Raw genomic sequence first — 26,243 nt, forward strand, 5'->3', positions numbered from 1 at the left:
GGCTATAACGGAATGATAATGGAAGATGCGACGGGAAATCAGCGATTAGATTTTCAGGCGCAGAAGGACATGAACACCAAGGTGTTGAATGACCAGTCGGCGTCGATCGGGAATAATCGGTCGTTGGATGTGACGGGGAATGATTCGACGACCATTGGACAAAATCGTACTATCGAGGTAGCCGGTTCGGAATCAACAACGGTTGGTAAGGGGCGCTCAGTTAGGGTTTCTGAGGGAAATGATACTAAACACGTGGATTCCGGCAGTTTAGAAGAAATCATCCCGAACGGTGCGCGTGATGCTACATCCAAAACTGTAAAATTTGATGCGGCGGAAAAGATTGAATTGCTTGTCGGCGAAAGCCTTTCAATCATAATGGGAGAAGGTCAAATTCAATTGAAATGCGGTACTTCAACAATCACCATGGACGATAAAAATATTTTATTAGAATCGGCTCATGTCGGCTTGAATGATTCTAAAAAATGATAGGAGATGAACGATGTTTTATTTTAATCGAGGCAGTCTTGAGATAGGCAGCGACTGGCAGGATAAAAGTATCATTTTGCTGACTAACGAATTCGGACAAAGTATTTCGATTTCTTATGACAAACTGCCGTTTGGCATGGGTTTTTCCGAGTTCTGTGAGCGAGAAATCACCTCACTTGGCAAACAACTCACGGATTATAAAGAAGTGTCAAGAGAAACCGGCGAGTTGGATAACCGTCCTTGTGTTTTCACGGAGTATTCCTGGCATTCGCCGCAGGGAAAACTGCAGCAGATTACAGCGATTGTGGATATGGCGGATAAATTTCCGCTGATGATTACGCTGACGAGTGTTGTAGCGCTCACGAGTAAGCAAAAAGAAATTTTGTTAGATATTGTGCGTAGTTTTAAAGCAAGGGTGGATTAAATGTCGGTCTCAACAGCGCAAACCGCGCCTGTGGTGTCCCCTTCCGGCGGATTGGCGCAGAATTCTGTTTTAGGTGGAGGTATTATTTTTTCATCCGCTTTAATGTATGTAAAAAACAGTATGATGGTTGATGGGAAAACGGCTAAAGCAGAATTTTCAGAAATGGTCACAGGGGTTAAATCAGGTGATTGGGAAACTGGGGTTCGTGCGGTTTTAAAATATGGACGTGGACAAACAGCAAATGTTGTGACGATGTGGGCGGGTGTCGGTACAGCTTTTGTTAAGGGAGGGCTTGCCAGTGTTGCAAATGGTGGGACTTTTCTGGCAGGAGGATTAACTGGATTGGGGGCTGTTACCGCACTTATTGGGGGCGGGCTGGTCGGTGGAATTGGAGGAATGATTATTGGCGACCCTTTAGGAAATTGGATTGCTAAAAAGAAAGGTTGGTATAAAGTTGACACAGATAGCGATAGACCCGTTTGCAAAGGTGATGTTATTGCCCACCAGAAAAAAGACTGTGGTTTATGGGGCATTGTCGGTGGAGTGATATTAGGTGCGCTGGTTGTCTGGGTGGGTATTTCTACATTTGGTTTAGGATTTTTTGTTGCCGGTTTGCTGGGTGGATTGGTCGGCGGTACAATCATGGCGGCTGGTAACGCGATGTCTCAATATGGAGAGGTGAAAGGAGAAATACAAAGTGGCTCAGATAATGTAACATTTGAAGGGCGACCTGTTGCCAGAATGGGAGATAGGGTAAAATGTCGTGACCATTCACATGAAGAGTTTATTGCGGAAGGCGTAAAAACAGTTACGGTGAACGGTAGATTGCTCGCGAAGGTCGGTTGTCGAACGACCTGTGACGGGAATCTGGACAGAAAAACGGAAACAACTATCGGGGTGGATAAGGCGACGGCGACAGATCCGGAGAAATATCCGATTCGGGAAAGTACCAGTTTATTGGCTGAGTTTACGGCGACGGCATCGATATATGCACCTTGGCATAAAATGTTTGGGAAGGTTAAGGGATTATTTGGAGGAAATAACTCACAGCGTCCTCTGAATCAAAAATTAATTGATGATGTTAAGATGAAAGCACAAGAAATTTTAGAGTCAGGTGTTAGTGCGAAGGAAAGGGGGCCTTGTCTTTCTGGTGTTTATGATCCGGCTACTGGAGAAACATTTTATGCTCAAAACTTTAAAAATAATGCGACAGGAGATCGTGCTTATGAGGCTTGGTTAAATGGATCTCCTGAAACAGGGGGCGCAGATCCTATAATTAAAGAGAGCGTTGCACAATATGAAGCTAAAATTGCAAGTGGAGAAATTACCCCTAGTGATATGGCTGATCGTAGAACAGCTGCTCACTCAGAAATTAGAGCTTTAGATCAAGCAATTAAAGCAAGACGAGAGAGAGGTATTCCAGTGGATGCTTCATCTATTTCTGAAATGGATTTGTATAATGTAGATTTACAGAATGCTGCTATAAGAAATAATGGAGGTATGCCACCACCTAAACCTAGATGTGAACATTGTCAGAGAATAACAGATGGCATAAATACTCATGTGCATGAATAGAAAAGGAATAAAGATATGAACGGTATAATAGAAAAACTAGAAGATATTGATGAAAAATTGTATGGGAAAAATGACATAAATGGCGAGTGGATTTATTATTTAGATAAAATTTGTGAAAGACCATTTAATGGCATTGTTTATGGAATGTGTAAATCTGCCTTAGATTATGAAGCGGAAATTAAAGATGGATATAAAAATGGTATTGAAGTGAATTATCGCTCAGATGGTAGTATTGAACAAATTTCTGAGTATAAGCATAATGTGTTATATGGTATTTCTAAGGAGTTTGATGAAAATAATTTGTTGGTAACGGTTTCTGTAGTTTTGAATAATAGCCATTTAAAAATAGTTGAGGTGAATTCTGTTAGTGGTAATTTTAATATAGTTAAATATCAAGCTGAATTACACAAGGGTATTCCTGAGGATATTTTGAAACTATTAGAGTTACCAACAGAAGAATTGATATTTTACAAGTTTAAATCAACATATAATCTACTTGCAGATAAAAACTATGAGTACAAATAACATGGTTCTTTTGAATGATTTTAAATGTGAGCAAAATCGTTTTTTAGAAAAGATTTCTTTAATTAATAATTTTAATCTACTTGAACTAAAATTGATTGCTGGTGTTGATATTGCTTATTGGACTGATATTGATGGAATAGAATACGGTGTATGTTGTATTGTTATTGTTGATTATAAAACTAAAGAAATAATAGAAAAGGTTGATTACGTTGATAAAGTAAGTATACCTTATATCCCAGGATATTTAGCTTTTAGAGAACTACCATTAGTTCTAAATGCAGTCAAAAGAATGGTTTCTAAGCCGGATCTATATATGTTTGATGGTAATGGTTATTTACATTTTAGGCATATGGGTATTGCTACTCATGCTTCTTTTTATCTTAATAAACCAACTATTGGGGTGGCTAAAAACTATTTTAAAATTAATGATGTTTCATATTCTGAACCTTCAAATACAGCTGGTAGTTATGAGTTAATAAAATCTAGAGAAACGGTTTATGGTGCTGTATTAAGAACTCAATTTAATGTTAAACCAATTTATGTTTCTTGTGGTAATTGGATTGATTTATCTACTGCTATAGAGATTACACTACATTTTGTAGATAAATCTAGTCGATTACCGATTACTACGAGGTATGCTGATTTAGAAACACATATTAAGCGTAAGAATATTCTTAATAGTAAGAATGATAACTTTGTATTACTAACTAAGAACTAATTTCCATGGATTTTTTCTTTCCACCAGAAACCGTTAGTGTACTTAAAAAATATACTTCCTTACATCAAATAACTGTTGTTGGTGAACCTATTAACGTCGCAACGGGTGATTATTTACAACAATGGCAACTCATTGATTTAACCAATAGCCTTTTGCCGCTAAAATTTACCCGCGTTTATCGTTCAACCACTGAAATTCACGGTCATTTAGGGCAAAAATGGTCGGATGACTGGTCTCAGTGTCTTCTCCTTCAATCGGATTCTATTGTTTTCACAGATAACGAAGGGGTTCAATATACATTTTATGTTCCCGGAGAGACCGTTTTCGCCACGCATTTACATGCGCCCAACTATGTTCTCTATGGACGTCGGAACCATTCTCTGTATCTCTTCGACCGTAAAACACAACTTACCTACGTTTTTGACAGTATTTCCGTTCAGTCGCATGAAACGCGCTATTTAACCTGGATAATGGACTATTTCGGCAACTACATTCATCTGGATTATGACGAAAACGGATTAAGCAAAGTCACACATAGTGACGGTTGTTACTTACGCGTTCAAAGTCAAGATTGGCTGATACGGGAAATCGAGTATTTTGACGGTCAGGTGAATCAGCAGTTGTTACGTTGTGAATATAACGCCCGGGGACAGCTGATTTACTGCCGGAGTCACCAATTCGGCGAAATCTTCCATGACTATGATGAAAACGGCTATATGGTGTCGTGGCGCGATACGCAGGCAACGCAGACGGATGTGGTTTATGACGAACGGGGGCGGGTGATTTCCACGCAGGCATCGGGCGGCTATTATGCTGACCGTTTTGCGTATGATGAAGCGAATCGTTGCACTACTTATTATGATGCGGAAGGAGGTATTAGTCATTTTTGGTATAACGACAATGCGCTTGTTACAAAAGAAGAAGACCCGCTTGGACGGATAAAAGAGACGGAATGGGATTTAAGTCTGAAGCTGTCGGAGACGGACGCGTTAGGCAGAACATTATCCTATCGTTACAATGATTATGGTGAACTGACCGAGGTTATTTTACCGAATGAAGAGAAGTTGCAATACCGTTATAACGAAAAGGGTTTGCTGACCGAACGGATTCTGGCACGAGGCGAGCGCTGGCGCTATGAATATGATGAGAGAGGCGCTTTATCTAAGCTGACGTCACCTTACGGATTAACCTGGCATTATCAATATGATGAGAAGGGGCGGTTAATTCGGCTGGATTATCTGGATGAGACGTATCAAAGCTACGAATATGACGAACATACATATCAGCTTATTGGACGACGTGACAGCCGAGGCGAATTAACGTCATTTACACAGGACTTATTCGGGCGGATAACGCAATTGACGCTACCGGATAACAGTCAGTACCGTTATGAATACAGTCAGGCGCACGCTAACCCGGACGGCAGCTTAACCAAGCTCACCACACCGGAAGGTTCGATTCAGCACTTCCGTTATAACAGCGAACGGCTTTTAACGGAAGCGGTTGACGGTAATGGTAACAAAACGAAGTATACCTACGGCGCGTTTGATTTACTGCACAGCCAGACGCTGCCGAACGGCGAAACACTGACGTTTCGCTATGACAAACTGACGCGTTTAACGGAAGTGAAGAACAGCCAGGGTGACAGTTACCGTTATGAATATGACAAAGCGGGACAACTCATCAGCGAGACGGACTTTACCGGCAGAGTCAGAAGCTATGCGTATGACCAAGCTGGCAGATTGACCCGACAAACACAAGCAGACGGTAGTATTGAGACTTATTCATATGATGAAGAGGATAAACTGCTTAGCCGTCAGACTTGGCAGGTGAAAAAAACAAAAGTCGACATCAAAGTAGATACGACGGGAAAACCGGAAAAAAAAACACTTCAAAAACTGACCGCACTTTTTGCGCCGACAGACGGTGTAAACGGTATAGCTATTCCGGAAGGTTACGCGTTGGCGCATGAGGTGAGTTACGCGTACACGAAGAAAACGGGGCAGCTGAGCAAAACCGTCAACACACAATACCTTCCTTTCAATGCGACACACATCACCGAGTTTGAATATGACGAGCAACATCGTCTGATTGCGGAGATTCAGGACGGCGAGCGGATTGAAGTTGAGTTAGATAAATACGGCAGACAAACGGGCTTCTCACTCCCGAATGGCGGAGAAAGTGCGGTCAGAATCTCGCAAAGATTTAACCAATACGGTGAGTTGACGCAATTCCAGGTCGATGACCATAACCCTCTTAACCTCAGCTACGACAAACTTGGCAGACAAACACGTAAACAGAATGAAAACGGTTTTATCCTTGCCGAGCACTTCAGCCCATCAGGTCTGTTACAGGCGCAAGGCGGCGGTTGGCATAATAACCTGACTGAAGAGCAACTCGATAACTACCAGCCTAACCACACCTATCCGATAGCGGGCACCCAAATCAGCCGCAAATGGCAATATGACAAGGCGTTTAACCTGACGCATACCCAAGATAATCACTGGGGTGCGACGGAATACCGAGTGAATAAAAACGGTCAGGTGACCGATGTGTTAAACGGCATTCGCAGCAGCGAACATTACCGCTACGACAGCCAACTTAATCTTACGCAGAAAGTCCAACGCGAGACAAATGAGAACGGACAGTATCAGCTACAGGCTGCCAATGACGCCACTTACGGTATCAAACACCGTCACGGACGGATTACCAGATACGGGAACAAGACCTATAAATATGACGAGTTAGGTAGACTGCAAAGCAAAACGGAAACTAAGAAAGGGTTCCGCCCTGTGACCACGTATTACAAGTGGAACAGTCAGAGCCAGTTGGTTGAGTTGCATAGTCCTCATAAGGGGACTTGGCGTTATGAGTATGACGCTTTTGGCAGACGGATAACGAAGTACCAAGTTCAAACTGACCAAGCCGCCACAACCGACCCGAACAACCCGTACAAGAATCAACTGATAGACATGCCGATACGTCCGAATCAGGATTACTGGCATAAGATAAGTGAGTTGTGGGAGACGCAAGAGCAACAGGCACAAAACGAAACAACAGAAAACCCAGCACAAAAACAGATAACGGAAAACCAAGGGCAAGCTGAAAAAACGCCGGTAAAAACGACCGCACTTTTAGGGTACCGTTATCTGTATAAGCAAAACCAGTTAGTTGCCGAAGCGCCGTTGCAAATCACGGCGACAGACGGTAATCCGGCATTACAAGCCGAAGGTCGGCAACAAATCCTGCAAGCCAACTGGAATGAAGCCATTTACTGGCTATATCAGGAAGACGACTTCACCCCGACCGCGCGTTATGAAAAAGGGCAGCTGCACTATACGGTTGCTGACCAAGTGGGGACGATTACAGAACTCTTAACCGAAGACGGTTACATCGACTACCGGCAAAAACTCAACTTGTGGGGCGAAGCGGAGATTGATGGACATCGGCACTATGCTGCGAATGATAGTAACCCGCTTAAATGCAATCACCGTTTTGTGGGGCAATATTATGACGAGGAAAGTGAACTGCATTATAACCGCTTCCGTTATTACTCACCGGAGACAGGGCAATATCTCAGCCATGACCCGATAGGGTTGCTGGGGGGATTTAATCCGTATGGGTATGTGGGAATACCGACGGCGTTTGTGGAACCGTTGGGGTTACAGGTTTGCCCTAAGTGGAAAAAAGAACAAAGAGTAAATATTTACAACGCGCAAAGGCCATCACGAGGTCTGCATACTACAAAACATGTGAGCGCTAAAGCAGAAGCTAAAACTATGAGTCAAAGTTTAGTAAAAGGAACTGTAGATGGCAAGCCGGAAGCAAGTTATCTACAGAACTTGTTGGAAAAGTTGCTGGTTTTGAATCACTACAAGTTTTTCACATGCCCCTCAAGGGCATGTGAAGCCCGATGTCCTTTATAGGTGACCTAAAATCGCATGTTTTACGTGCGTATTGTTATCATTCCTGCAGCGTTACCACTTCAATTTCCACATTGCTGTGTAAGCCTCGAGGCAACTGGGTTCCTTTGCGTCCGCGTTCGGCGCGGAATTTTTGCAAGTCTTCCGGCTTCAAGGTGATTTTGCGTTTGCCGGAATGGAACACCAAGCTGGACGTTTCTTCAATCAACAATAATCGCACCAACAACTCGGAGCGGGCTTTCGCGCTGGCGGACGGAATGGTGACGATTTTGTTACCTTTACCTTTGGAAAGTTCAGGTAAATCTTTTACCGGGAAAATGAGCATTCTGCCGGCGGAGGTGAGCGCCACTAAAAGTGCGGTCGGATTTTTCAGCGTTAATGGCGGCAGCACTTTGGCATTTTCCGGCAAGGATATCAGCGCCTTCCCGGCTTTATTGCGGGCGATTAAATCGGCGAATTTACAAATAAAGCCGTAACCTGCGTCGGATGCCATGAGTAGCGGTTGATCTTCGTTTTCAATGAGCAGCTGATCGATAGTTGCGCCTGCCGGCAAGGTGAGTTTTCCGGTGAGCGGTTCGCCTTGTGAACGGGCGGACGGCAAGGCTAGCGGATCGAGTGCATAACTGCGCCCCGTGCTGTCGATAAACACCGCCGCCTGATTGCTCTTGCCGTAGGCATGTGCCAGATATTTATCGCCCGCTTTGTAGCTCAAGCCCTGCGGATCAATGTCATGCCCTTTAGCACAACGCACCCAGCCCATTTCCGATAAAATCACGGTGACCGGTTCTGTCGGCAACATTTCGTTTTCCGCGATGGCTTTGGCTTCCGCGCGCTCCACTAACGGTGAGCGGCGAGGGCTGGCGTAGGTTTTGGCGTCCTGCTGAATTTCTTTTTTCAGTAGCGTGTTCAAACGACGTTCGGAGCCTAAAATCTCTTCCAAAGATGACCGCTCTTTTTCTAATTCTGCTTGTTCCGCCAGCAACTGATGTTCTTCCAGTTTCGCCAAATGACGCAAACGTAAGTTTAAAATGGCTTCCGCCTGCTCGTCGCTTAAATTGAAGCGCACCATCAATTCTGCTTTCGGTTCGTCTTCGTGGCGGATAATTTCGATCACTTCGTCAATGTTTAAAAAGGCGATCATCAAGCCTTGCAAAATATGCAAACGGGCAAGCACCTTATTCAGACGATACTGCAATCGACGGGTGACGGTGGTGCGGCGAAAACTGAGCCATTCGGTGAGGATTTCCAGCAGGTTTTTCACTGCCGGCTTGTGATCCAACCCGATCATGTTCATGTTCACGCGATAGCTTTTTTCCAAATCGGTGGTGGCGAATAAATGCGCCATCATGGCATCCGTATCCACCCGATTGGAGCGCGGCACAATCACAATACGCACCGGGTTTTCATGATCCGCTTCATCGCGAATGTCTTCCACCATCGGCAATTTTTTTGCCGTCATTTGCTCGGCGATTTGCGCAATCACTTTGGACGGTGAGGATTGGTGCGGCAACGCGCTGATAATGATTTCGCCGTCTTCTTTCTTCCAGCTGGCGCGCATTTTAATGGAACCGCGTCCTTGTTGATAGATTTTACGAATGTCTTCTTTCGGTGAAATAATTTCCGCTTCCGTCGGGAAATCCGGGCCTTGTACCACGGTTAATAAATCATCCAGCGTGGTTTTCGGATTATCCAACAACATCACCGCCGCATCAGCGATTTCATTGATATTGTGCGGCGGAATATCCGTTGCCATGCCCACCGCAATACCGGTGGTGCCGTTGAGCAAAATATGCGGCAAACGCGCCGGTAAATATTGCGGCTCTTCTAATGTGCCGTCGAAGTTCGGCTGATAATCCACCGTGCCCTGGCCGAGTTCCGCCAACAGAATTTCGGAAATTTTCGACAAGCGGGATTCCGTATAACGCATAGCGGCGAAAGATTTCGGATCATCCACCGCGCCCCAGTTGCCTTGTCCGTCAACCAACGGATAACGGTAAGAGAAGGGCTGTGCCATCAGCACCATGGCTTCATAGCAGGCGCTGTCGCCGTGGGGGTGGAATTTACCCAACACATCCCCCACGGTACGGGCGGATTTTTTGTATTTCGCCGTGGCGTTCAGTCCGAGTTCTGACATGGCGTAAATAATACGTCGTTGCACCGGTTTTAAACCGTCACCAATGAAGGGTAAAGCTCGATCCATGATGACGTACATGGAGTAATTGAGGTACGCACTTTCGGTGAAGTGACGTAGTGGCATTTGTTCGATGCCTTCGTAGTTGATGGATTCTGTTGTCATTTTGTTTCAAGTTTAGTTGTGTAAATCGGTTTCGCCCGATGGGCGAGTTACTTTTACTTCGCTACGCTTGCACTTCGTGCCATTGGCAAAGCCAACGTTCAAAATCTAAAGATTTTGTCTTTGCTTCGCCAAAGAAAAGTAACCAAAAGAAAGGCGACCCCAGATAAAGTGCGGTCGATTTTTTTAGTATTTTGGTGATTGACCATATTGATTTTCATCAGGTTCACCTTCTTGAAATAAAATTTTTAGAATTAAGAAAATTTCATAAAGCAGAAAAGGTGATATGACATAAACCCAATGTTCATCTAACCATGTAATACCTAAAATATCTGTTTCAAAATATATAAAAATAGATAATCTTATAAATAAAATTAAAATAATAAAAAATGGATGAAATAAATAAAAAATCCAATATTTAGACTTGTTCAGGTCTTGTAGCCTTCTTGCTGTAACTGATAACAGTGGTGCAATGCTTACGAGTAGATAACAGCAGGTTATCATATGAAAAGTAAAATATGGCTGTTTGATTAAATAACCATTTTCAACATGTGTATAAACCAGATTGAAATGTAATAGATCAGAATAAGAGTATATATATTCTTTAATAAATAGTTCGGTAATCTGGAGTCCGGCTGCAATAATTATTGTTAATAGAAGAAATGCGCCAATCTCTAAGCGCCTTGCTCTTCCTTTGTAGTTAAAACTATTTTGCCAGCAAATTAAAAAATAAGAAATGATAGAATCCACGCTTTCCTCTCAATCATACAGATAAATTCATAGTCGTTTCGCGTAGTCTTATTACTTTAATTTTATTCAAGTCTTTAGAATATTGTTTGCCTTTTTTTTCTTTTAGAGGTTCCAAAATATTGTATTGAATAAGGCAAAATATAATAAATAATAATGTAATCATTTTAGCTCTATTTCTGTATTTAGTTTTTATTATACTTACATTTTTTAATATGTATGTTATTAAGGGGAGATCGAAAAAACGTTGTTTCTTATGACCGCACTTTATCGTTACTTATGCCCTTTGTGCCCCATCATCATACCTTTGTGCGCTTCAATTTCATAAGGCACGGGTTGGGGTTTTTGCGGGTTGGCTTCTTTAAAAGGTTCGTTGCTTAATTGACCGGCGTAGATTTCCTTATTTTCTTCACCTTCCACGATTAAATGTCCGATAGTGCCTTTTTCGGTGGCACGGAAAATGGAGTGGTCGAGAAACGGGTAGATGCCCGGCGCCAGTAATTTAGATTCCACAATGGTTGCGCTGCCTGAAGGAATCAGGGTGGTTTGCACGTTGTGGTTGGTCAGGCTGCCGCTTTCCACATAAACGGTGTCAAACACACCGCCGATTAAGTGGAAAGAGGAAATCAGATTCGGTCCGGCGTTGCCGACGAATAAACGGACGGTTTCGCCCACCTTGGCTTTTAGTGCGTTGCTTTCCGTTAGCGCGTCCACTTTGCCGTTGAACAGCACGTAATCAGGGCGTTCGTCCACCGCTTTTTGCATGCTGAACGGTTGTAAGCCCGGATCGCCGAAACCGCCTTTGGTGTAGAACTCGCTTTGCATGATGTAGTATTCGCGATCGACCTTCGGTAAGCCTTCTTTCGGTTCGACTAAAATTAAGCCGTACATCCCTTTGGCTAAGTGGATGGAAACCGGTTGGCTACCGCAGTGGTATAAATAAATTCCCGGGTGCACAGCTTTAAATGTGGAGACGGTGGTGCGTCCCGGCGCGGTTTCACTGCCTTCAGCGGCGCCCATTGGGGCGGAGGCTGCGTGGAAGTCGATACTGTGCGCCATCATGGAACTTGCCGAGTTGGAAAGTTGTAACTCCACGATGTCGTCTTGTCGCACGCGAATAAATGGCGCGGGAACGGCGTCATTGAGCAACCAGAATTTGAATTGCACGCCGGGCATAAGCTCCATGATTTTTTCAAACGCCGTCAGTTTTACCACGACTTTTGCGGGATAATTGCGGGCTAAGGGTTTAGGCACGTTCGGTGCGTAGGTCAGTTCCGCCTCAATAACGGGCAACGGTTGATTGGCATCGGACGTTTTCGTTGCAGTTTCCGCTTGAGCGGCCGGCGAGATTACGCTGAAACCTGCGCCTAATGCGATCGTGGCGATGCCTAAGCTACTGTGTTTGAGAAAGTCACGTCGTTGCTCGTTCATTTTGTTGCCTCCGTTAATGAGTTTATTAAGGAATTACATGATTACGTTAAGCGGTTAAATCCACTTGGTCACCTTTTGCCTGCAACCAGTTTTTACGGTCTTCGGCGCGTTTCTTCGCCAGTAACATATCCATGGTTTCAATGGTTTCCTGACTTTCTTCGCCTTGGGCTTCAAAAGTGAGTTGCACTAAACGGCGGGTGTTCGGGTCCATGGTGGTTTCGCGCAGTTGCATCGGGTTCATTTCACCCAAGCCTTTAAAGCGTTGTACGTTCGGTTTGCCTTTTTTCCCTTTGAGACGATCCAGTATGGCGTCTTTTTCGCTTTCGTCTAAGGCGTAAAACACTTCTTTGCCAAGGTCGATTCGGTATAACGGCGGCATTGCCACAAACACATGCCCCTGTTCCACCAGTTTCGGGAAATGGCGCAGAAATAAGGCGCAGAGCAGGGTGGCGATGTGCAAGCCGTCGGAATCCGCGTCGGCGAGAATACACACTTTGCCGTAACGCAGTTGGGATAAATCGTCGTTGTCGGGGTCAATGCCGAGCGCAACGGCGATGTCATGCACTTCTTGTGACGCCAGCACTTGTTCCGGCGACACTTCCCACGTGTTCAGAATTTTGCCGCGTAACGGCAAAATGGCTTGATATTCGCGATCCCGCGCCTGCTTGGCGGAGCCGCCGGCGGAATCTCCTTCGACTAGAAATAATTCGGTGAAATTCAGATCTTGTGAGCTGCAATCGGCGAGTTTTCCCGGCAACGCAGGGCCGCTGACCAATTTTTTGCGCACCACTTTTTTCGCTGCGCGCAAACGACGTTGGGCGGAACTGATCGCCATATCCGCTAACAATTCCGCCGCTTGAACGTTTTGGTTTAGCCATAAGCTGAAAGCGTCTTTCACAACGCCGCCGATAAACACCGCACTTTGACGGGAGGACAGGCGTTCTTTGGTTTGTCCAGCGAACTGCGGATCCTGCATTTTGAGGGAGAGCACGTAGGCGCAGCGATCCCATAAATCATCGGCGGTCAGTTTGACTCCGCGCGGCAATAAATTGCGGAATTCGCAAAATTCGCGCATGGCATCCAATAAGCCTTGGCGCAAGCCGTTCACATGGGTGCCGCCAAGGGCGGTAGGAATCAGGTTCACATAGCTTTCGCCGACGAGATCACCGCCTTCCGGCAGCCATAATAACGCCCAAGAAACTGCTTCTTTTTCGCCGTTAAACTCGCCGATGAAGGGGTGTTCCGGCAGGGTAACCAAACCGTTCACCGCTTCCATTAAGTAATCGTTTAAGCCGTCCTGATAAAGCCAGGAGTCTTCGGTGTCGTTGACTTTATCGATAAATTTAATTTCCAAGCCGGAGCATAAAACCGCTTTGGCGCGCAATAAATGGCGTAGACGGCTGACGGAAAATTTGTCGCTGTCGAAATATTTCGGATTCGGTTTGAAATGCACGGTAGTGCCGGTGGTACGGCGACCGCAGGTGCCGATAACGGTAAGATCTTCCACTTTTTTGCCGTTTTCAAAGGCGATTTTATACACTTCGCCGTTGCGTTTTACGGTAACATCAACCCGTTCGGAAAGGGCGTTCACGACGGAAATCCCCACCCCATGCAAACCGCCGGAGAAGGTGTAGTTTTTATTGGAGAATTTACCGCCCGCGTGCAGTTTGCTCATGATCACTTCCACGCCGGAAACTTTTTCCACCGGATGAATATCCACGGGCATACCGCGTCCGTTGTCGATCACTTCAATGGATTGATCTTTATGCAAAATCACTTCGATTTTCGTTGCAAATCCGGCAAGGGCTTCATCCACACTGTTGTCGATAACCTCTTGCGCCAAGTGATTCGGGCGGGTGGTGTCCGTGTACATGCCCGGGCGCAGCTGCACAGGTTCAAGGTCTTTTAAAACGGTAATTTCGTTGGCGGAATAATTCGTTGTCATAGTTATTTAATCAATAAAATCAGGAAACAAAATTGCGCGGGATTATAGCAAAAAACAACGGGATTTTTAACCGCACTTTAACGAAAGGAAGGAAAGTGCGGTGGTTTTTTGAGGTGTTTTTCAGTTTTTCCTCAGGAAAAGCTTGAATCATGCCAAGTGCTCTCCCTCATTTAAGGTATGGGCTTTGATGTTAATCATAGAAGCCGAGGGTTTTTATCTAAATCGGTTCTCTCTTTTTTCTGAGTAGTTTAGTATTTTACTCGGTTTTTATTTATCTTTCATTTTAGGGGGAAATTAGATGTCTTATGCAGATAAGAAATTAAGTGAAATTGCCGTTTCGATTCCGGGATCTACCGCACTTTTGCGTGAATATGATTTGGATTTTTGCTGTGGCGGCGAAACCCTGCTGGGGGTTGCCGTAACGGCGAAAAATTTGGATTTGGCGGAAATTGAAGCCCGTTTAGCCGCATTGCAGGCGGAAAAACAAGCCGATGCCGAACAGCATTGGTTGACGGCGGATTACGCGGAAACTATCGAACATATTTTACATCGTTATCATGAACGTCATCGTGCGCAGTTGCAGGAATTGATCGTGCTTGCGGAACGCGTGGAAGCGGTACATGGCGATCGTGCCGATTGCCCAGTAGGCATTGCGGCGGAATTACATAATGTGTATGCCGACTTAACCAATCACATGATGAAAGAGGAACAAATTTTGTTCCCGATGATCAAAATGGGCAATTACGCCATGACAAGAATGCCGATTCAGGTGATGGAGCATGAACATGCTGAACATGGCGAGCATTTGGATGTATTAAAAGCGCTCACTAATAATTTAACACCGCCGGCAGATGCCTGTAACACTTGGTGGGCATTGTATAGCGGCATCCAAGAATTTATGGACGATTTAATGATGCACATTCATACGGAAAATAATATTTTGTTCCCGAGAGTGATTGCGGAGGGCGGTAGGTAAAAACTATTGCAACAATTTGAAATTTTTAAAGCCATTAAATCATCGTTTAATGGCTTTTTTATTTCTTTAAGTTATTTGGAAAATAGATATAAGCTTAAAGGTTTTTGTATTGTTTTAATGTTGTTTTGCTTAACGGTTTTAGTAAAAAAATTGTTTATAAATTATGCTTTTATTATTTCTTTTTATTATTATTCAAGTGAATAGATTCAATTTTTTTATTAGATTTTTCATGATATAAAATAACAAAAGCAGGGAGGCTTAAGTCATTACACCCTTCTTTTGCATAATGAAAGTTAGTATTTGAATGATGTTGCTAACTTATTTTTCTAAATTTAATTTCTTTTATTAAGGTGAACCATGAAATACCAATTATTAAAACGTACTGCTATTGCTTTGTTTGTTACCGGTGTTTTTTCTGCGGGTGCATTTGCGGATAATGCTGCATTAGAGGCACAAGTTGAAAAGAATAAGGCGAATATTCGAGCCGCTGTAGAAACTATGGCGGATGGCTTTTACGCTGCTGCAGAAGATATTGAGCGGTTGACTAAAGACGTCGATGGCTTAAATAACAGTGTTGCTGAGATTGTTACCCGTACAAACCAGTTGGGTGACGATACCGATACTTTGATTGATCAAGTCGAAAAAGTTAAGGAAAATTACGGCAAATTTAGAGAAGAACATGCCAGTGATTTGCAAGCGTTAGGTGAACACGTTGCTTCAGAGGTTGAACGTTTAACAGATGGCATCAATACTAACTACGATGACATTACAAAACTTAAAGAACAAACTCTTGAAGGTTTTAAACAAACACAAACTGCCTTAGGTGCCATTGAAGATAACCACAACGGTTTAGTCAATGAAGTTGTTCAGTTAGATCGCAAAGTAGATAACGTGAAAGACGGCTTAACCAAAGTAAATCAAGATGTGGAAAAAAATACACAAGCGCTTCGTGAGCAAAAAGTCAGCATTGATGCAAAAGCCGGTAAACAATACGTTGATCAAGAATTAGCGAAAAAAGCGGATAAAGCGGCGGTTGATGCGGAATTGGCGAAAAAAGTAAGTCAAGAAACGTTGCAGGATCACCATAACAGTCTTTTAAATGCGATAAATAACAGAGCGACAAAAGATGAGTTGGGCGAAGTTATTGATTATGTAAATGGGATTAGTGAAAATACTGATAGCTTGATTGATGAAGTCGAAAAAGTTAAGGAAAATTACGGGAAATTTAAACAAGAACATGCCAGCGATTTAAAAGCGTTAGGCGAACATGTTGCTTCAGAGGTTGGACGTTTAACGGATGGTATCAATACTAATTATGATGATATTACAAAACTTAAAGAACAAACTCTTGAAGGTTTTAAACAAACACAAACTGCTTTAGGTGCCATTGAAGATAATCACAACGGTTTGGTTAATGAAGTGATTCAGTTAGATGGTAAAGTGGATCGCAACACAGATAGCATTGAAAAACTAAAAACCACAGCGACCTTTGCTAATGCGGCGAAAGTTGAAGAAAATGCAAAAGCGATTGCACAAAATAAAGCAGACTTAGAGAAAAAAGCCGATGAATCTGCAGTAAGAAAAGAATTTGACGGTGTCCATGAAGCTACTCAAAAGTTAGAGGTAACAACAACAGAGCATGGTGCTAAAATTGATGAAAATACATCAAATATTAGCAAAAATACCGCAGCAGTGAAGGCAAATAAAACAGCCATTGAAACGAAGGCTAACAAAGCTGATGTAGAAAATAATGCGGCTGCAATTGCGACAAACAAAGCGACTGTTTCTACACATACAACCGAAATTTCAAACTTAAAATCTGCACAACAAAATGTCGCTAAGGTTGCCAGCCATAATTCCGCCCGTATCGATCAATTAGACAATCGTGTAAACGATTTGGATAAAGAAGTGAAAAACGGCTTGGCATCTCAAGCGGCGTTAAGCGGTTTGTTCCAACCGTATAATGTGGGCAAAGTGAATGTGAGCGCAGCGGTGGGCGGTTACAAATCTAAGACGGCTTTAGCGGTCGGTACAGGTTATCGCTTTAACGAAAATGTCGCTGCAAAAGCCGGTGTAGCATTTAGTACAAACGGCGGCGGTGCAACTTATAATGCCGGCGTGAACTTTGAGTGGTAATTTCCATTAAAAAGTGCGGTCACAAAATCCAATGGATTTTGAACGTTGTTTTTTTAATGTTAACCTAGTTTGTAAAAATAAAAACCCGTTTTCATTGAAAACGGGTTTTTTATGTTGATGAAATATTATTTCGCAATGCGTTTATATTTCATGCGATGCGGTTGAACGGCATCGGCGCCGAAGGTTTTCTTCTTCCATTCTTCATAGTCGGAGAAGTTGCCTTCGTAGAACGTCACTTTGCCTTCATCGCCGTAGTCCAAAATGTGGGTGGCGATACGGTCTAAGAACCAGCGGTCATGGGAAATCACCATGGCGCAACCCGGGAATTCTAAGATGGCATTTTCCAGTGCGCGCAGGGTTTCTACGTCAAGGTCATTGGTCGGTTCGTCCAGTAACAGCACGTTGCCGCCTGCCTGCAACAATTTTGCTAAGTGCAAACGACCGCGTTCACCGCCGGAAAGTTCGCCCACGCGTTTTTGTTGATCCACGCCTTTGAAGTTGAAGCGACCTACATAAGCGCGACTTGGAATTTCAAAGTTGCCGATAGTGAGAATGTCTTGTCCGTTGGACACTTCTTCCCACACGGTTTTTTTGTCGTCCATGGCGTCGCGGAATTGATCCACGGACGCCAACACCACAGTTTCGCCCAAGGTGATGGAGCCGGAATCCGGTTGTTCTTTGCCGGAAAGCATACGGAACAGGGTAGATTTACCCGCACCGTTGGCACCGATAATCCCGACGATGGCGCCTTTCGGAATACTGAAGGACAAGTCATCGATTAACGTGCGGTCGCCGTAGGATTTGCTTAAATGCTGCACTTCAATCACTTTGTCGCCTAAACGCGGACCGGGCGGAATAAAGAGTTCGTTAGTTTCGTTACGTTTTTGATATTCGCCGGAATTAAGTTCTTCAAAGCGAGCCATACGCGCCTTGCTTTTCGCTTGGCGACCTTTCGGATTTTGGCGCACCCATTCCAATTCTTTTTCAATGGATTTTTGACGGGCTGATTCCTGCGCTTGTTCTTGTGCCAAGCGTTTTTCTTTTTGCTCCAACCAGGAAGAATAGTTGCCTTCCCAAGGAATGCCTTCGCCACGGTCAAGCTCTAAAATCCAGCCGGCAACGTTATCCAAGAAGTAACGGTCGTGGGTAATTGCCACCACAGTGCCTTCGTAGTCGTGCAAGAAGCGTTCTAACCACGCCACGGATTCCGCATCTAAGTGGTTGGTCGGCTCGTCTAACAGCAACATATCCGGCTTTTCTAACAATAAACGGCAAAGCGCCACGCGGCGACGTTCGCCCCCGGATAAATGCTCGATTTTGGCATCCCAATCCGGCAAGCGCAGCGCATCGGCGGCGCGCTCTAATTGGTTATCCAAATTATGTCCGTCATGTGCTTGGATGACGGCTTCCAGTTCCGCTTGTTCGGCGGCGAGTTTATCGAAATCCGCGTCAGGATCGGTATACAGCGCATAAACTTCATCTAAACGGGTTAAGGCACGTTTGACTTCACCCACTGCTTCTTCAATGGCTTCGCGCACGGTTTGTTGCGGTTCAAGTTTCGGTTCCTGCGGCAGATAACCGATTTTAATGCCGGGTTGCGGGCGGGCTTCCCCTTCGATTTCTTTATCAATGCCCGCCATAATGCGCAGCAACGTAGATTTACCGGCGCCGTTTAAACCGAGCACACCGATTTTGGCGCCCGGGAAAAAGCTCAGGGAAATATCTTTCAGAATATGACGTTTCGGCGGAACCACTTTGCCTACTCGGTGCATCGTGTAAACGAATTGTGTTGACATAATTTTTCTCTGGTTAAGGGAAAAGTGCGGTCATTTTTATCGGTGTTTTTTTGGTTTTCCGAATGACCCTTAAGGAACAATAAATCATAAAAAGCAGTAATGATTCAGGTGGCTCATTCTACTTGATGTTTGCGGTTGTGCCAATTTCCCGAAGCAAAAATTTAGGCATAAAAAAACCTCTCCGCAAGGAGAGGTAGGAAAGTAGTTTAGCTATTTATGATTATTTTATTTAGGAACTTTATGAATATCAAGCAATCACTTGATGCGACTGAATAATATAGATATTTGGGGATGAAGGAAAATGCTAAATCAGGTTTTTTTGATATAAATCACAAAATTTGGCAGATTTTTTCTTTTTTGCCGCTTTTTTGTACTTGTTCTGTGAGATTTTAATTTATGTTAGAATGCGTTACAGAATTTTTAGGAAGGTGAATTTGTGAAGAAACCGTTTTTATTGTTATTGTCCCTGTTATCTGTTCAACCTGTTTTTGCCCATCCTCATGCGTTTATTGAGATGAAAAACAAAATTTTAGTGGAAAATCAGCAATTAGTTGGTTTTTCCATGCAGTGGATTTTAGACGAACCCAGTTCGGCGGCGATGTTATATGATGTGCAACAAACCCATGGCGATAAAAAAGCGTTGCAAAAGCTCATTGATGAAGTCATCGGCAATGTAGTGAACGAGCATTATTTCAGCTATTTGTTCGACAAGCAGGGCAATAAAATCAAATACAGTGCTATGCCAAAAAATTACGGCATGAAATCCAGCGGTTCGCAAGTGTTGTACTTTTTTGATTTTACATTGTCCAAACCGCAATTGTTGAAAGATAACGAATTTACCTTAAGCACTTATGATCCCACTTATTATGTGTCTATGTACTACGCCGACCCCACAAAAAGTGCGGTGGATTTTTCCGCACTTCCGGCAAATTGTCAGGGTGAAGTGCTTGAGCCTCAGGTGGATGATAAAATAAAGCGATACGCCTCATCATTGGATCAAACGCAACGTGATGAAGACAATACATTGGGTGCGATGTTCGCACAAAAAGTGCGGTTGATTTGCCGCTAGTTTTTTTAAGAGCCTTATGAAATCCCGTTTATTTTACAGCATATTATTTGTCATTTTAGTTCTTGCCATCATTTATCTTTTCCCTTGGTTATTTAAACAGGTCGCCCTGTGGCAGCGGGAATTTAATCAACTCATGTCCGGTTATCTGCGCGAAATTAAACAACAGCCCGTTTATGCTGGCAGCCTGCTGATTTCTGTCAGTTTCCTCTACGGCGTGTTTCATGCGCTCGGTCCCGGGCATGGCAAATTTATTATTGCCGGCTATTTAGCCACGCATCGAACCAAACTTGCTCGCAGTATGCAAATCACTTTCTTTTCTTCTTTAACGCAAGGATTGGTGGCGATTTCTGCGGTGTCTATTGTGGTTTTGTTGTTGCAACTGTCTTCCGCCTATTTTAATTTAAGTCAATTATGGCTGGAACGAGCCGCCTACGGACTGGTGATTCTACTTGGCTTAACTTGGTGTTGGAAAAGCGGGAAAGCGATATATAAACAACATCGACAAACCAAGAAAAAATTGCAAATTAATAAAATTCAAAGTGCCGCAACCAATGAAATGCGAATTGGGTCGCTGATTGCCGAAAAAAGTGCGGTCGGAATTTTAAGTGTTTTTTCAACGGACCATGCCGAACACTATGCCAATTGCGGTTGCGGTCATCAACATGTGCCGGATCCCGACAGGTTGAATCAAAGCACGAATATCAAAGAAAGCTTGCTGATTATTTTCAGTATTGGTATGCGCCCTTGTTCAGGTGCGATCTTCGTGCTATTTCTGGCGTACATGTTGGATCTTTACGGCTGGGGCATGGCGGCGACGCTGGCAATGTCTTTCGGTACAGGAATAACCTTGTCGGCGTTTGCATTATTGGTGCGTTACGCCCGTTCTACAGCAGTTAAAATGGGGCAGTGGTATCGCCTGCCTTTCGCGAATGTGAATGCGGAAGCGCTCATGAAATGCCTTGCTGGTATCATCTTAATTTTCTTTGCCGTAAGTTTGCTTTACGGCACAACCTTGCCGGTGAGCGGTGGGGCGGCATTATTTGCCCGTTAAGAGAAGATTTTAGGAATTAAAAGGATTCAGCAGAAAAAATAAAAGCCCATAAGGAGGATATGGGCTCAAATTCTTTTGGTATGCTTTAGCTTTTATAAAAGGAGACAAATAAAAACTATCCAAAAGAAAAAATTGGCTCCTCCTGCTGGACTTGAACCAGCGACATATGGATTAACAGTCCACCGTTCTACCGACTGAACTAAGGAGGAATAATTTGGTATCAATAAAGATAGGTCGCGTATATTACTTATCCGATTATTCCTTGTCAACACCTCAAATTAAAAATTTTTTAACATTTTTAACCGTTTTTTTCTATCCACAAAGTCTGTGGATAAGTTTGTGAGTTATTATTTTAAAAAACAGCTTGTTCCCGATGAAATCAGGCTCCGTTCAGATTTGCCGAAGAATTGATTGTAAAATGACATTTTCTGGTTTTTCAAATAGTTAATAAAAATCCAGAGGGATTTTGAAAATTTTTTCGTAAATTTGTGAAGGGACGGACTTGACAAATATAACTCTGTGTAAAACTTGAATTTTTACCGCTCAATTTAGCCTGCCAAGTGTGCTAAAATACACAACCTTTACAAACGCTCAGAAAAACGACCGCACTTTATGTCAGAAAAAATTAACACCAAACCTTTTATTCTACACTCCAACTTCAAACCCTCCGGCGATCAGCCGCAAGCCATTGCAAAACTTGCAGAAAATTTAGAAGACGGTTTAGCTCACCAAACTTTACTTGGCGTAACGGGCTCCGGTAAAACTTTTACCATTGCCAATGTCATCGCGCAATTAAACCGTCCCGCCATGTTGCTGGCGCCGAATAAAACGCTTGCTGCCCAACTTTATGCGGAAATGAAGGATTTTTTCCCGGAAAATGCGGTGGAATATTTCGTTTCTTACTACGATTACTATCAGCCGGAAGCTTATGTGCCGAGCAGCGATACCTTCATTGAAAAAGATGCTTCCATTAACGATCAAATCGAACAAATGCGTCTGTCGGCAACCAAGTCGTTTCTGGAACGGCGGGATACCATTGTGGTGGCGTCGGTGTCCGCCATTTACGGTTTGGGCGATCCTGATTCTTACTTAAAAATGATGCTGCATTTGCAACAAGGCGCGATTATTAACCAACGCCAGATTTTGGCGCAACTGGCGGAATTGCAATATACGCGCAACGATCAGGCATTCCAGCGTGGCACATTCCGTGTGCGTGGTGAAATTATTGATATTTTCCCGGCGGAATCGGACGAACGCGCGGTACGTGTTGAATTATTTGATGATGAAATTGAGCGCTTAAGTTTATTTGATCCGCTGACAGGGAGCAGTTTTGGCAGCGTCCCGCGTTTTACCGTATATCCGAAAACGCACTATGTCACGCCACGTGAACGTATTTTGGATGCCATTGAAAAGATCAAAGTCGAACTGGCGCAACGACGGGAATATTTCATTAAAGAGAATAAATTATTGGAAGAGCAGCGCATTAGCCAACGCACCCAGTTTGACATTGAAATGATGAATGAATTGGGGTATTGCTCAGGGATTGAGAATTACTCCCGTTATTTATCGGGGCGAAACGAGGGCGAGCCGCCGCCGACTTTGTTTGATTATATGCCGTCCGACGCCATTTTAATTATCGACGAATCCCACGTCACCGTGCCGCAAATCGGCGGAATGTATCGTGGCGACCGTTCCCGTAAAGAAACCTTGGTGGAATATGGTTTCCGTTTGCCTTCGGCATTGGACAACCGCCCGTTGCGTTTTGAAGAATTTGAACGCTTAGCGCCACAAACTATCTATGTTTCCGCCACACCGGGACCTTACGAATTGGAAAAATCTGGGGCAGAAATTATCGATCAAGTGGTGCGTCCGACAGGCTTGTTGGATCCGCAAATTGAAATTCGTCCGGTGTCCATTCAGGTGGATGATTTATTGTCCGAAGCCCGCCAAAGAGCGGATAAAAATGAGCGCGTTTTGGTGACGACACTCACCAAAAAAATGGCGGAAGATTTAACGGATTATTTAGACGAACACGGCATTCGCGTGCGTTATTTGCATTCTGACATTGATACCGTAGAGCGGGTGGAAATTATCCGCGATTTGCGCTTGGGCGAATTTGATGTGTTGGTTGGGATTAATTTATTGCGGGAAGGTTTAGATATTCCGGAAGTATCTTTAGTGGCAATTTTAGATGCAGATAAAGAAGGCTTTTTGCGTTCCGAACGTTCATTAATTCAAACCATCGGACGCGCGGCGCGAAATTTACACGGAAAGGCGATTTTATATGCAGACAGCATTACTAAATCCATGGAAAAAGCCATTACCGAAACCAACCGCCGCCGTGAAAAACAAGCGAAATATAATGAAGAGCACGGTATTGTTCCGCAGGCATTAAATAAAAAGGTGGGCGAGTTATTAGATATTGGTCAGGGGACAAATCAAAAAGCCAAAGCCAATAAGCAACGCGGGAAAATGGTAGCGGAACCGACCGCACTTTATAATGCCCCTACATCGCCTAGGGAATATCAACAACAAATCAAGAAGCTTGAACAGCAAATGTATAAATTTGCACAGGATTTGGAATTTGAGAAAGCCGCAGCGGTACGCGATCAATTGCAGCAACTGCGCGAAAATTTTATGTTATTAGGTAAATAAAAGGTTGGTTTAAAAATAATATCTTTTATCATTTGGCTTCTATTTAATTTAGTATAAAACATTTAATTTGGTTATATATTAACCTTAAATGAACAGAATTTGATTTTCTATTTTTTTGGTAGGATAATGCAAAAGCTTTTGTATTATTATTTAAAATGAAGGTGTAAATTGCTCAAAATAAATAGCGGAAATTCACCTTTAATATAAATAAAAATCTTAAGTTAGCGTATTTGAAATAATCAAATTAAATAGGAGCAAAAAATGAAAAAAACTGCAATCGCCTTAGCGACTACTGCAGCTTTAGCTGCAACAGTTGCAACTGTCGTACAAGCAGCGCCTCAGGCAAATACTTTCTATGTTGGAGCAAAAGCCGGTTGGGCATCTGTTCGTCATGGTTTGAATCAATATCAATATAGAGACGAATCTGATGGCGCAGTCATTGGTAAAGCAAAGAAAAACTCTGAAGCTTACGGTGTATTCGGCGGTTATCAAATTACCGATCATTTTGCTGTTGAAGCGGGTTATGAATTCTTTGGTCGTGGTAAAGTGAAAGAATTTACCGGCGGTGAAAAAAGAATTACAGCGCACGGTTCCAGCTTATCCCTTAAAGCAAGTTATCCTGTCTTAGATAATTTAGATCTTTATGCGCGCGCCGGTGCGGCATTAATTCGCGTTGACTATAAAGATGACACTTTTGGTGAAACACATAAATTTAACGACTTAAAAGTATCTCCGGTTTTTGCCGGCGGTTTGGAATACGCCATTCTTCCTGAATTGGCATTACGTCTTGAATACCAATGGGTGAGCCGCGTAGGTAACTTTGGTAAAGCGGAAAGAAAAAAAGCGGACGCTTATTATGGTCCGGGTAACTACCATGAAGATGATGTTCGCTACTCCCCTGACATCGGTTCTGTCTCTTTAGGTTTATCTTACCGTTTCGGTCAAGGTGCGCCGGTTGTTGCGCCTGAAGTGGTTAACAAAACATTCAATTTGAACTCTGATGTGACTTTTGCATTCAATAAAGCGAACTTAAGACCGCAAGCGCAAAGCACATTAGACGGCATTTATAGCGAAATTGCGCAAGTGAATAACGCTAATGTCCAAGTTGCAGGTTACACAGACCGTATCGGTTCTGATGCTTACAACCAAAAATTATCCCAAAAACGTGCTGAAACCGTAGCAAACTACCTTGTCTCTAAAGGTGTTTCTCAACAAGCAATCTCTGCGACCGGTTACGGTAAAGCGAATCCGGTTACCGGCAACAAATGTGATGCCGTTAAAGGCCGTAAAGCACTTATCGCGTGTTTAGCGGATGACCGTCGCGTAGAAATCGCAGTAAACGGCACAAAATAATTTTTTAACCTCTATTTAGTCAATCTTTAAAATAAAATCTGCACTTCGAAAAAGGTGCAGATTTTTTTATGTATGAATGAAATCGTTTCACGTCTTTAAAAACACGCAATTTTCTGACCGCACTTTGCACTTTGATAGACCTTTTCAATTAAATCCAATACATCAGCCGCCTGTTTTGCAGTAACGATAAGCGGCGCATTTTCGGCTAATACGGCGTAAATATTGTCGTAATACGCCTGATAATTTCCTAATTCGCCTTCAAGTTTTTCACGAATAGTCTGTCCGTTTTGTTCGGTGTGCAAAATACCCCAATTTTCTTGTGTCTCTTTATTCCAATCGCCTTGTGGTAACGTCCCGGCGACGAGCAGGGCTTCTTGATTATCTACCCTTTGTTTAAAATAGGAACCAAGTTTTCCTTGTAACATAATATGTGGAGCGGCTTCTCTTGCATATTTTGTCGCACTCATGGTGACTTTTTTATTGGGGTAATAAAACTGGATTTGGAAATAATCTTCGCTGCCACTGTCTTCATGTTGCTTTGCCATGTCCGCATAAAGTGCGGTCGGTTTTCCGAATAAATCCACGACCTGATCGATTAAATGCACGCCCAAGTCAAATACCAGCCCGCTACCAAATTCACCGGTTTCTTTCCAGGCTTTGGCATTTTTGGATTTCGTATAACGTTCAAAACGTAATTCATAATTCACGATGTCGCCCAAGATGTTTTCTTTGATGAGCTTTTTCACCGTTAGCGCACCGTTGTCCCAGCGACGATTTTGATAAACGGATAGCATCACTTGGTTTTGCTCAGCCAACTTGGTTAACTCATGGGCTTGCTGTGCAGTAATCGCAAGCGGTTTTTCTACAATGACATTTTTGCCTGCAAGAATAGCCTGTTTTGCCAGATCGAAATGTGTCAGATTTGGCGTGGTAATAATCACCAAATCAATGTCCGGCGTAAGCAAGCCGGCAAAGTCCCGCACCGTTTGCACATAAGGATAGCGTTGTTGCGCTTTATCGGTACTGCGTTCATAAATTTTTTTTATTTGAAAGCGCGGATCCAAATCTAGAAACGGCGTATGAAAAACCTGTGCCGACATACCAAAGCCGGCAATTCCGACATTCACTCTTTTCATTTTC

Annotated in this window: 18 protein-coding genes, 1 tRNA gene and 1 pseudogene; 13 read left to right on the forward strand and 7 right to left on the reverse strand. The window is 43.5% G+C overall.

Annotated elements, in window-relative coordinates; translation table 11 throughout:
- The 7 genes and pseudogenes from DK430_RS07080 to DK430_RS07105 all read left to right on the forward strand — a co-directional run.
- The coding region (locus tag DK430_RS07080) for a bacteriophage T4 gp5 trimerization domain-containing protein (RefSeq protein WP_204352529.1) at window positions 1-486 on the forward strand (486 nt) is incomplete at its 5' end.
- Window positions 487-499: 13 nt separating this feature from the next.
- Window positions 500-910, forward strand: coding sequence for a DcrB-related protein (locus DK430_RS07085; RefSeq protein WP_109078395.1), 411 nt, complete (start codon window positions 500-502; stop codon window positions 908-910).
- Entirely contained in the window at window positions 911-2,485 is a 1,575-nt protein-coding gene (locus DK430_RS07090) for a PAAR domain-containing protein (RefSeq protein WP_109078396.1), read from the forward strand.
- Between the two features lie 15 nt (window positions 2,486-2,500).
- Window positions 2,501-3,010 carry a toxin-antitoxin system YwqK family antitoxin gene (locus tag DK430_RS07095; RefSeq protein WP_109078397.1) on the forward strand — a complete coding sequence of 170 codons (510 nt, stop codon included), beginning with the start codon at window positions 2,501-2,503 and terminating at the stop codon, window positions 3,008-3,010.
- Complete coding sequence (locus tag DK430_RS07100; protein WP_109078398.1) at window positions 2,997-3,728, forward strand: endonuclease V; 732 nt, start codon at window positions 2,997-2,999, stop codon at window positions 3,726-3,728. Before DK430_RS07095 ends, DK430_RS07100 begins: the two co-directional genes overlap by 14 nt.
- A gap of 5 nt (window positions 3,729-3,733) precedes the next feature.
- Window positions 3,734-4,018, forward strand: a pseudogene (locus DK430_RS13455) (DUF6531 domain-containing protein); the annotation flags it as partial.
- A 180-nt stretch (window positions 4,019-4,198) separates the two neighbouring features.
- Window positions 4,199-7,654, forward strand: coding sequence for an RHS repeat-associated core domain-containing protein (locus tag DK430_RS07105; RefSeq protein ID WP_162616819.1), 3,456 nt, complete (start codon window positions 4,199-4,201; stop codon window positions 7,652-7,654).
- 37 nt (window positions 7,655-7,691) lie between these two features.
- Here DK430_RS07105 and parC read toward each other — a convergent pair whose 3' ends face one another.
- From parC to parE, 4 genes are all read right to left on the reverse strand, one after another.
- Entirely contained in the window at window positions 7,692-9,947 is a 2,256-nt protein-coding gene (gene parC, locus DK430_RS07110) for a DNA topoisomerase IV subunit A (protein WP_109078400.1), read from the reverse strand.
- 183 nt (window positions 9,948-10,130) lie between these two features.
- Entirely contained in the window at window positions 10,131-10,694 is a 564-nt protein-coding gene (locus DK430_RS07115) for a DUF805 domain-containing protein (protein ID WP_109078401.1), read from the reverse strand.
- A 270-nt stretch (window positions 10,695-10,964) separates the two neighbouring features.
- The gene (gene nirK, locus DK430_RS07120; RefSeq protein WP_109078402.1) at window positions 10,965-12,122 is read right to left on the reverse strand and encodes a copper-containing nitrite reductase; all 1,158 of its coding nucleotides are present in this window, start codon (window positions 12,120-12,122) and stop codon (window positions 10,965-10,967) included.
- A 46-nt stretch (window positions 12,123-12,168) separates the two neighbouring features.
- The gene (gene parE, locus DK430_RS07125; RefSeq protein ID WP_109078403.1) at window positions 12,169-14,067 is read right to left on the reverse strand and encodes a DNA topoisomerase IV subunit B; all 1,899 of its coding nucleotides are present in this window, start codon (window positions 14,065-14,067) and stop codon (window positions 12,169-12,171) included.
- Window positions 14,068-14,365: 298 nt separating this feature from the next.
- On the opposite strand from parE, the gene ytfE reads away from it, so the two are divergent.
- On the forward strand, window positions 14,366-15,043 hold the full coding sequence (ytfE, locus tag DK430_RS07130) for an iron-sulfur cluster repair protein YtfE (RefSeq protein WP_109078404.1): 678 nt from the start codon (window positions 14,366-14,368) through the stop codon (window positions 15,041-15,043).
- Window positions 15,044-16,483: 1,440 nt separating this feature from the next.
- Complete coding sequence (locus tag DK430_RS13460) at window positions 16,484-17,179, forward strand: YadA C-terminal domain-containing protein (RefSeq protein ID WP_429696971.1); 696 nt, start codon at window positions 16,484-16,486, stop codon at window positions 17,177-17,179.
- A 125-nt stretch (window positions 17,180-17,304) separates the two neighbouring features.
- Here the strand turns inward: DK430_RS13460 and ettA are convergent, their stop codons facing one another.
- Window positions 17,305-18,975 carry an energy-dependent translational throttle protein EttA gene (gene ettA / locus DK430_RS07145; RefSeq protein WP_109078406.1) on the reverse strand — a complete coding sequence of 557 codons (1,671 nt, stop codon included), beginning with the start codon at window positions 18,973-18,975 and terminating at the stop codon, window positions 17,305-17,307.
- A gap of 436 nt (window positions 18,976-19,411) precedes the next feature.
- Here ettA and zevA point away from each other — a divergent pair, with 436 nt between their 5' ends.
- Entirely contained in the window at window positions 19,412-20,044 is a 633-nt protein-coding gene (gene zevA / locus DK430_RS07150) for a zinc transporter binding subunit ZevA (protein ID WP_109078407.1), read from the forward strand.
- Window positions 20,045-20,060: 16 nt separating this feature from the next.
- Window positions 20,061-21,095, forward strand: a complete 1,035-nt coding sequence (gene zevB / locus DK430_RS07155) for a zinc transporter permease subunit ZevB (RefSeq protein ID WP_109078408.1) — start codon at window positions 20,061-20,063, stop codon at window positions 21,093-21,095.
- A gap of 133 nt (window positions 21,096-21,228) precedes the next feature.
- Here the strand turns inward: zevB and DK430_RS07160 are convergent.
- A tRNA-Asn gene (locus DK430_RS07160) sits at window positions 21,229-21,304 on the reverse strand.
- A 403-nt stretch (window positions 21,305-21,707) separates the two neighbouring features.
- On the opposite strand from DK430_RS07160, the gene uvrB reads away from it, so the two are divergent.
- Together uvrB and ompA are read left to right on the forward strand one after the other, a co-directional pair.
- The gene (gene uvrB, locus DK430_RS07165; RefSeq protein WP_109078409.1) at window positions 21,708-23,750 is read left to right on the forward strand and encodes an excinuclease ABC subunit UvrB; all 2,043 of its coding nucleotides are present in this window, start codon (window positions 21,708-21,710) and stop codon (window positions 23,748-23,750) included.
- A 261-nt stretch (window positions 23,751-24,011) separates the two neighbouring features.
- Window positions 24,012-25,103, forward strand: coding sequence for a porin OmpA (ompA, locus tag DK430_RS07170; protein ID WP_109078410.1), 1,092 nt, complete (start codon window positions 24,012-24,014; stop codon window positions 25,101-25,103).
- A 95-nt stretch (window positions 25,104-25,198) separates the two neighbouring features.
- On the opposite strand, the gene DK430_RS07175 is transcribed toward ompA, so the two are convergent.
- Window positions 25,199-26,239 carry a Gfo/Idh/MocA family oxidoreductase gene (locus DK430_RS07175; protein WP_109078411.1) on the reverse strand — a complete coding sequence of 347 codons (1,041 nt, stop codon included), beginning with the start codon at window positions 26,237-26,239 and terminating at the stop codon, window positions 25,199-25,201.
- Window positions 26,240-26,243 lie beyond the last annotated feature (4 nt).

Source organism: Aggregatibacter kilianii, from assembly GCF_003129965.1.
In the GTDB taxonomy this organism is placed as follows: domain Bacteria; phylum Pseudomonadota; class Gammaproteobacteria; order Enterobacterales; family Pasteurellaceae; genus Aggregatibacter; species Aggregatibacter kilianii_A.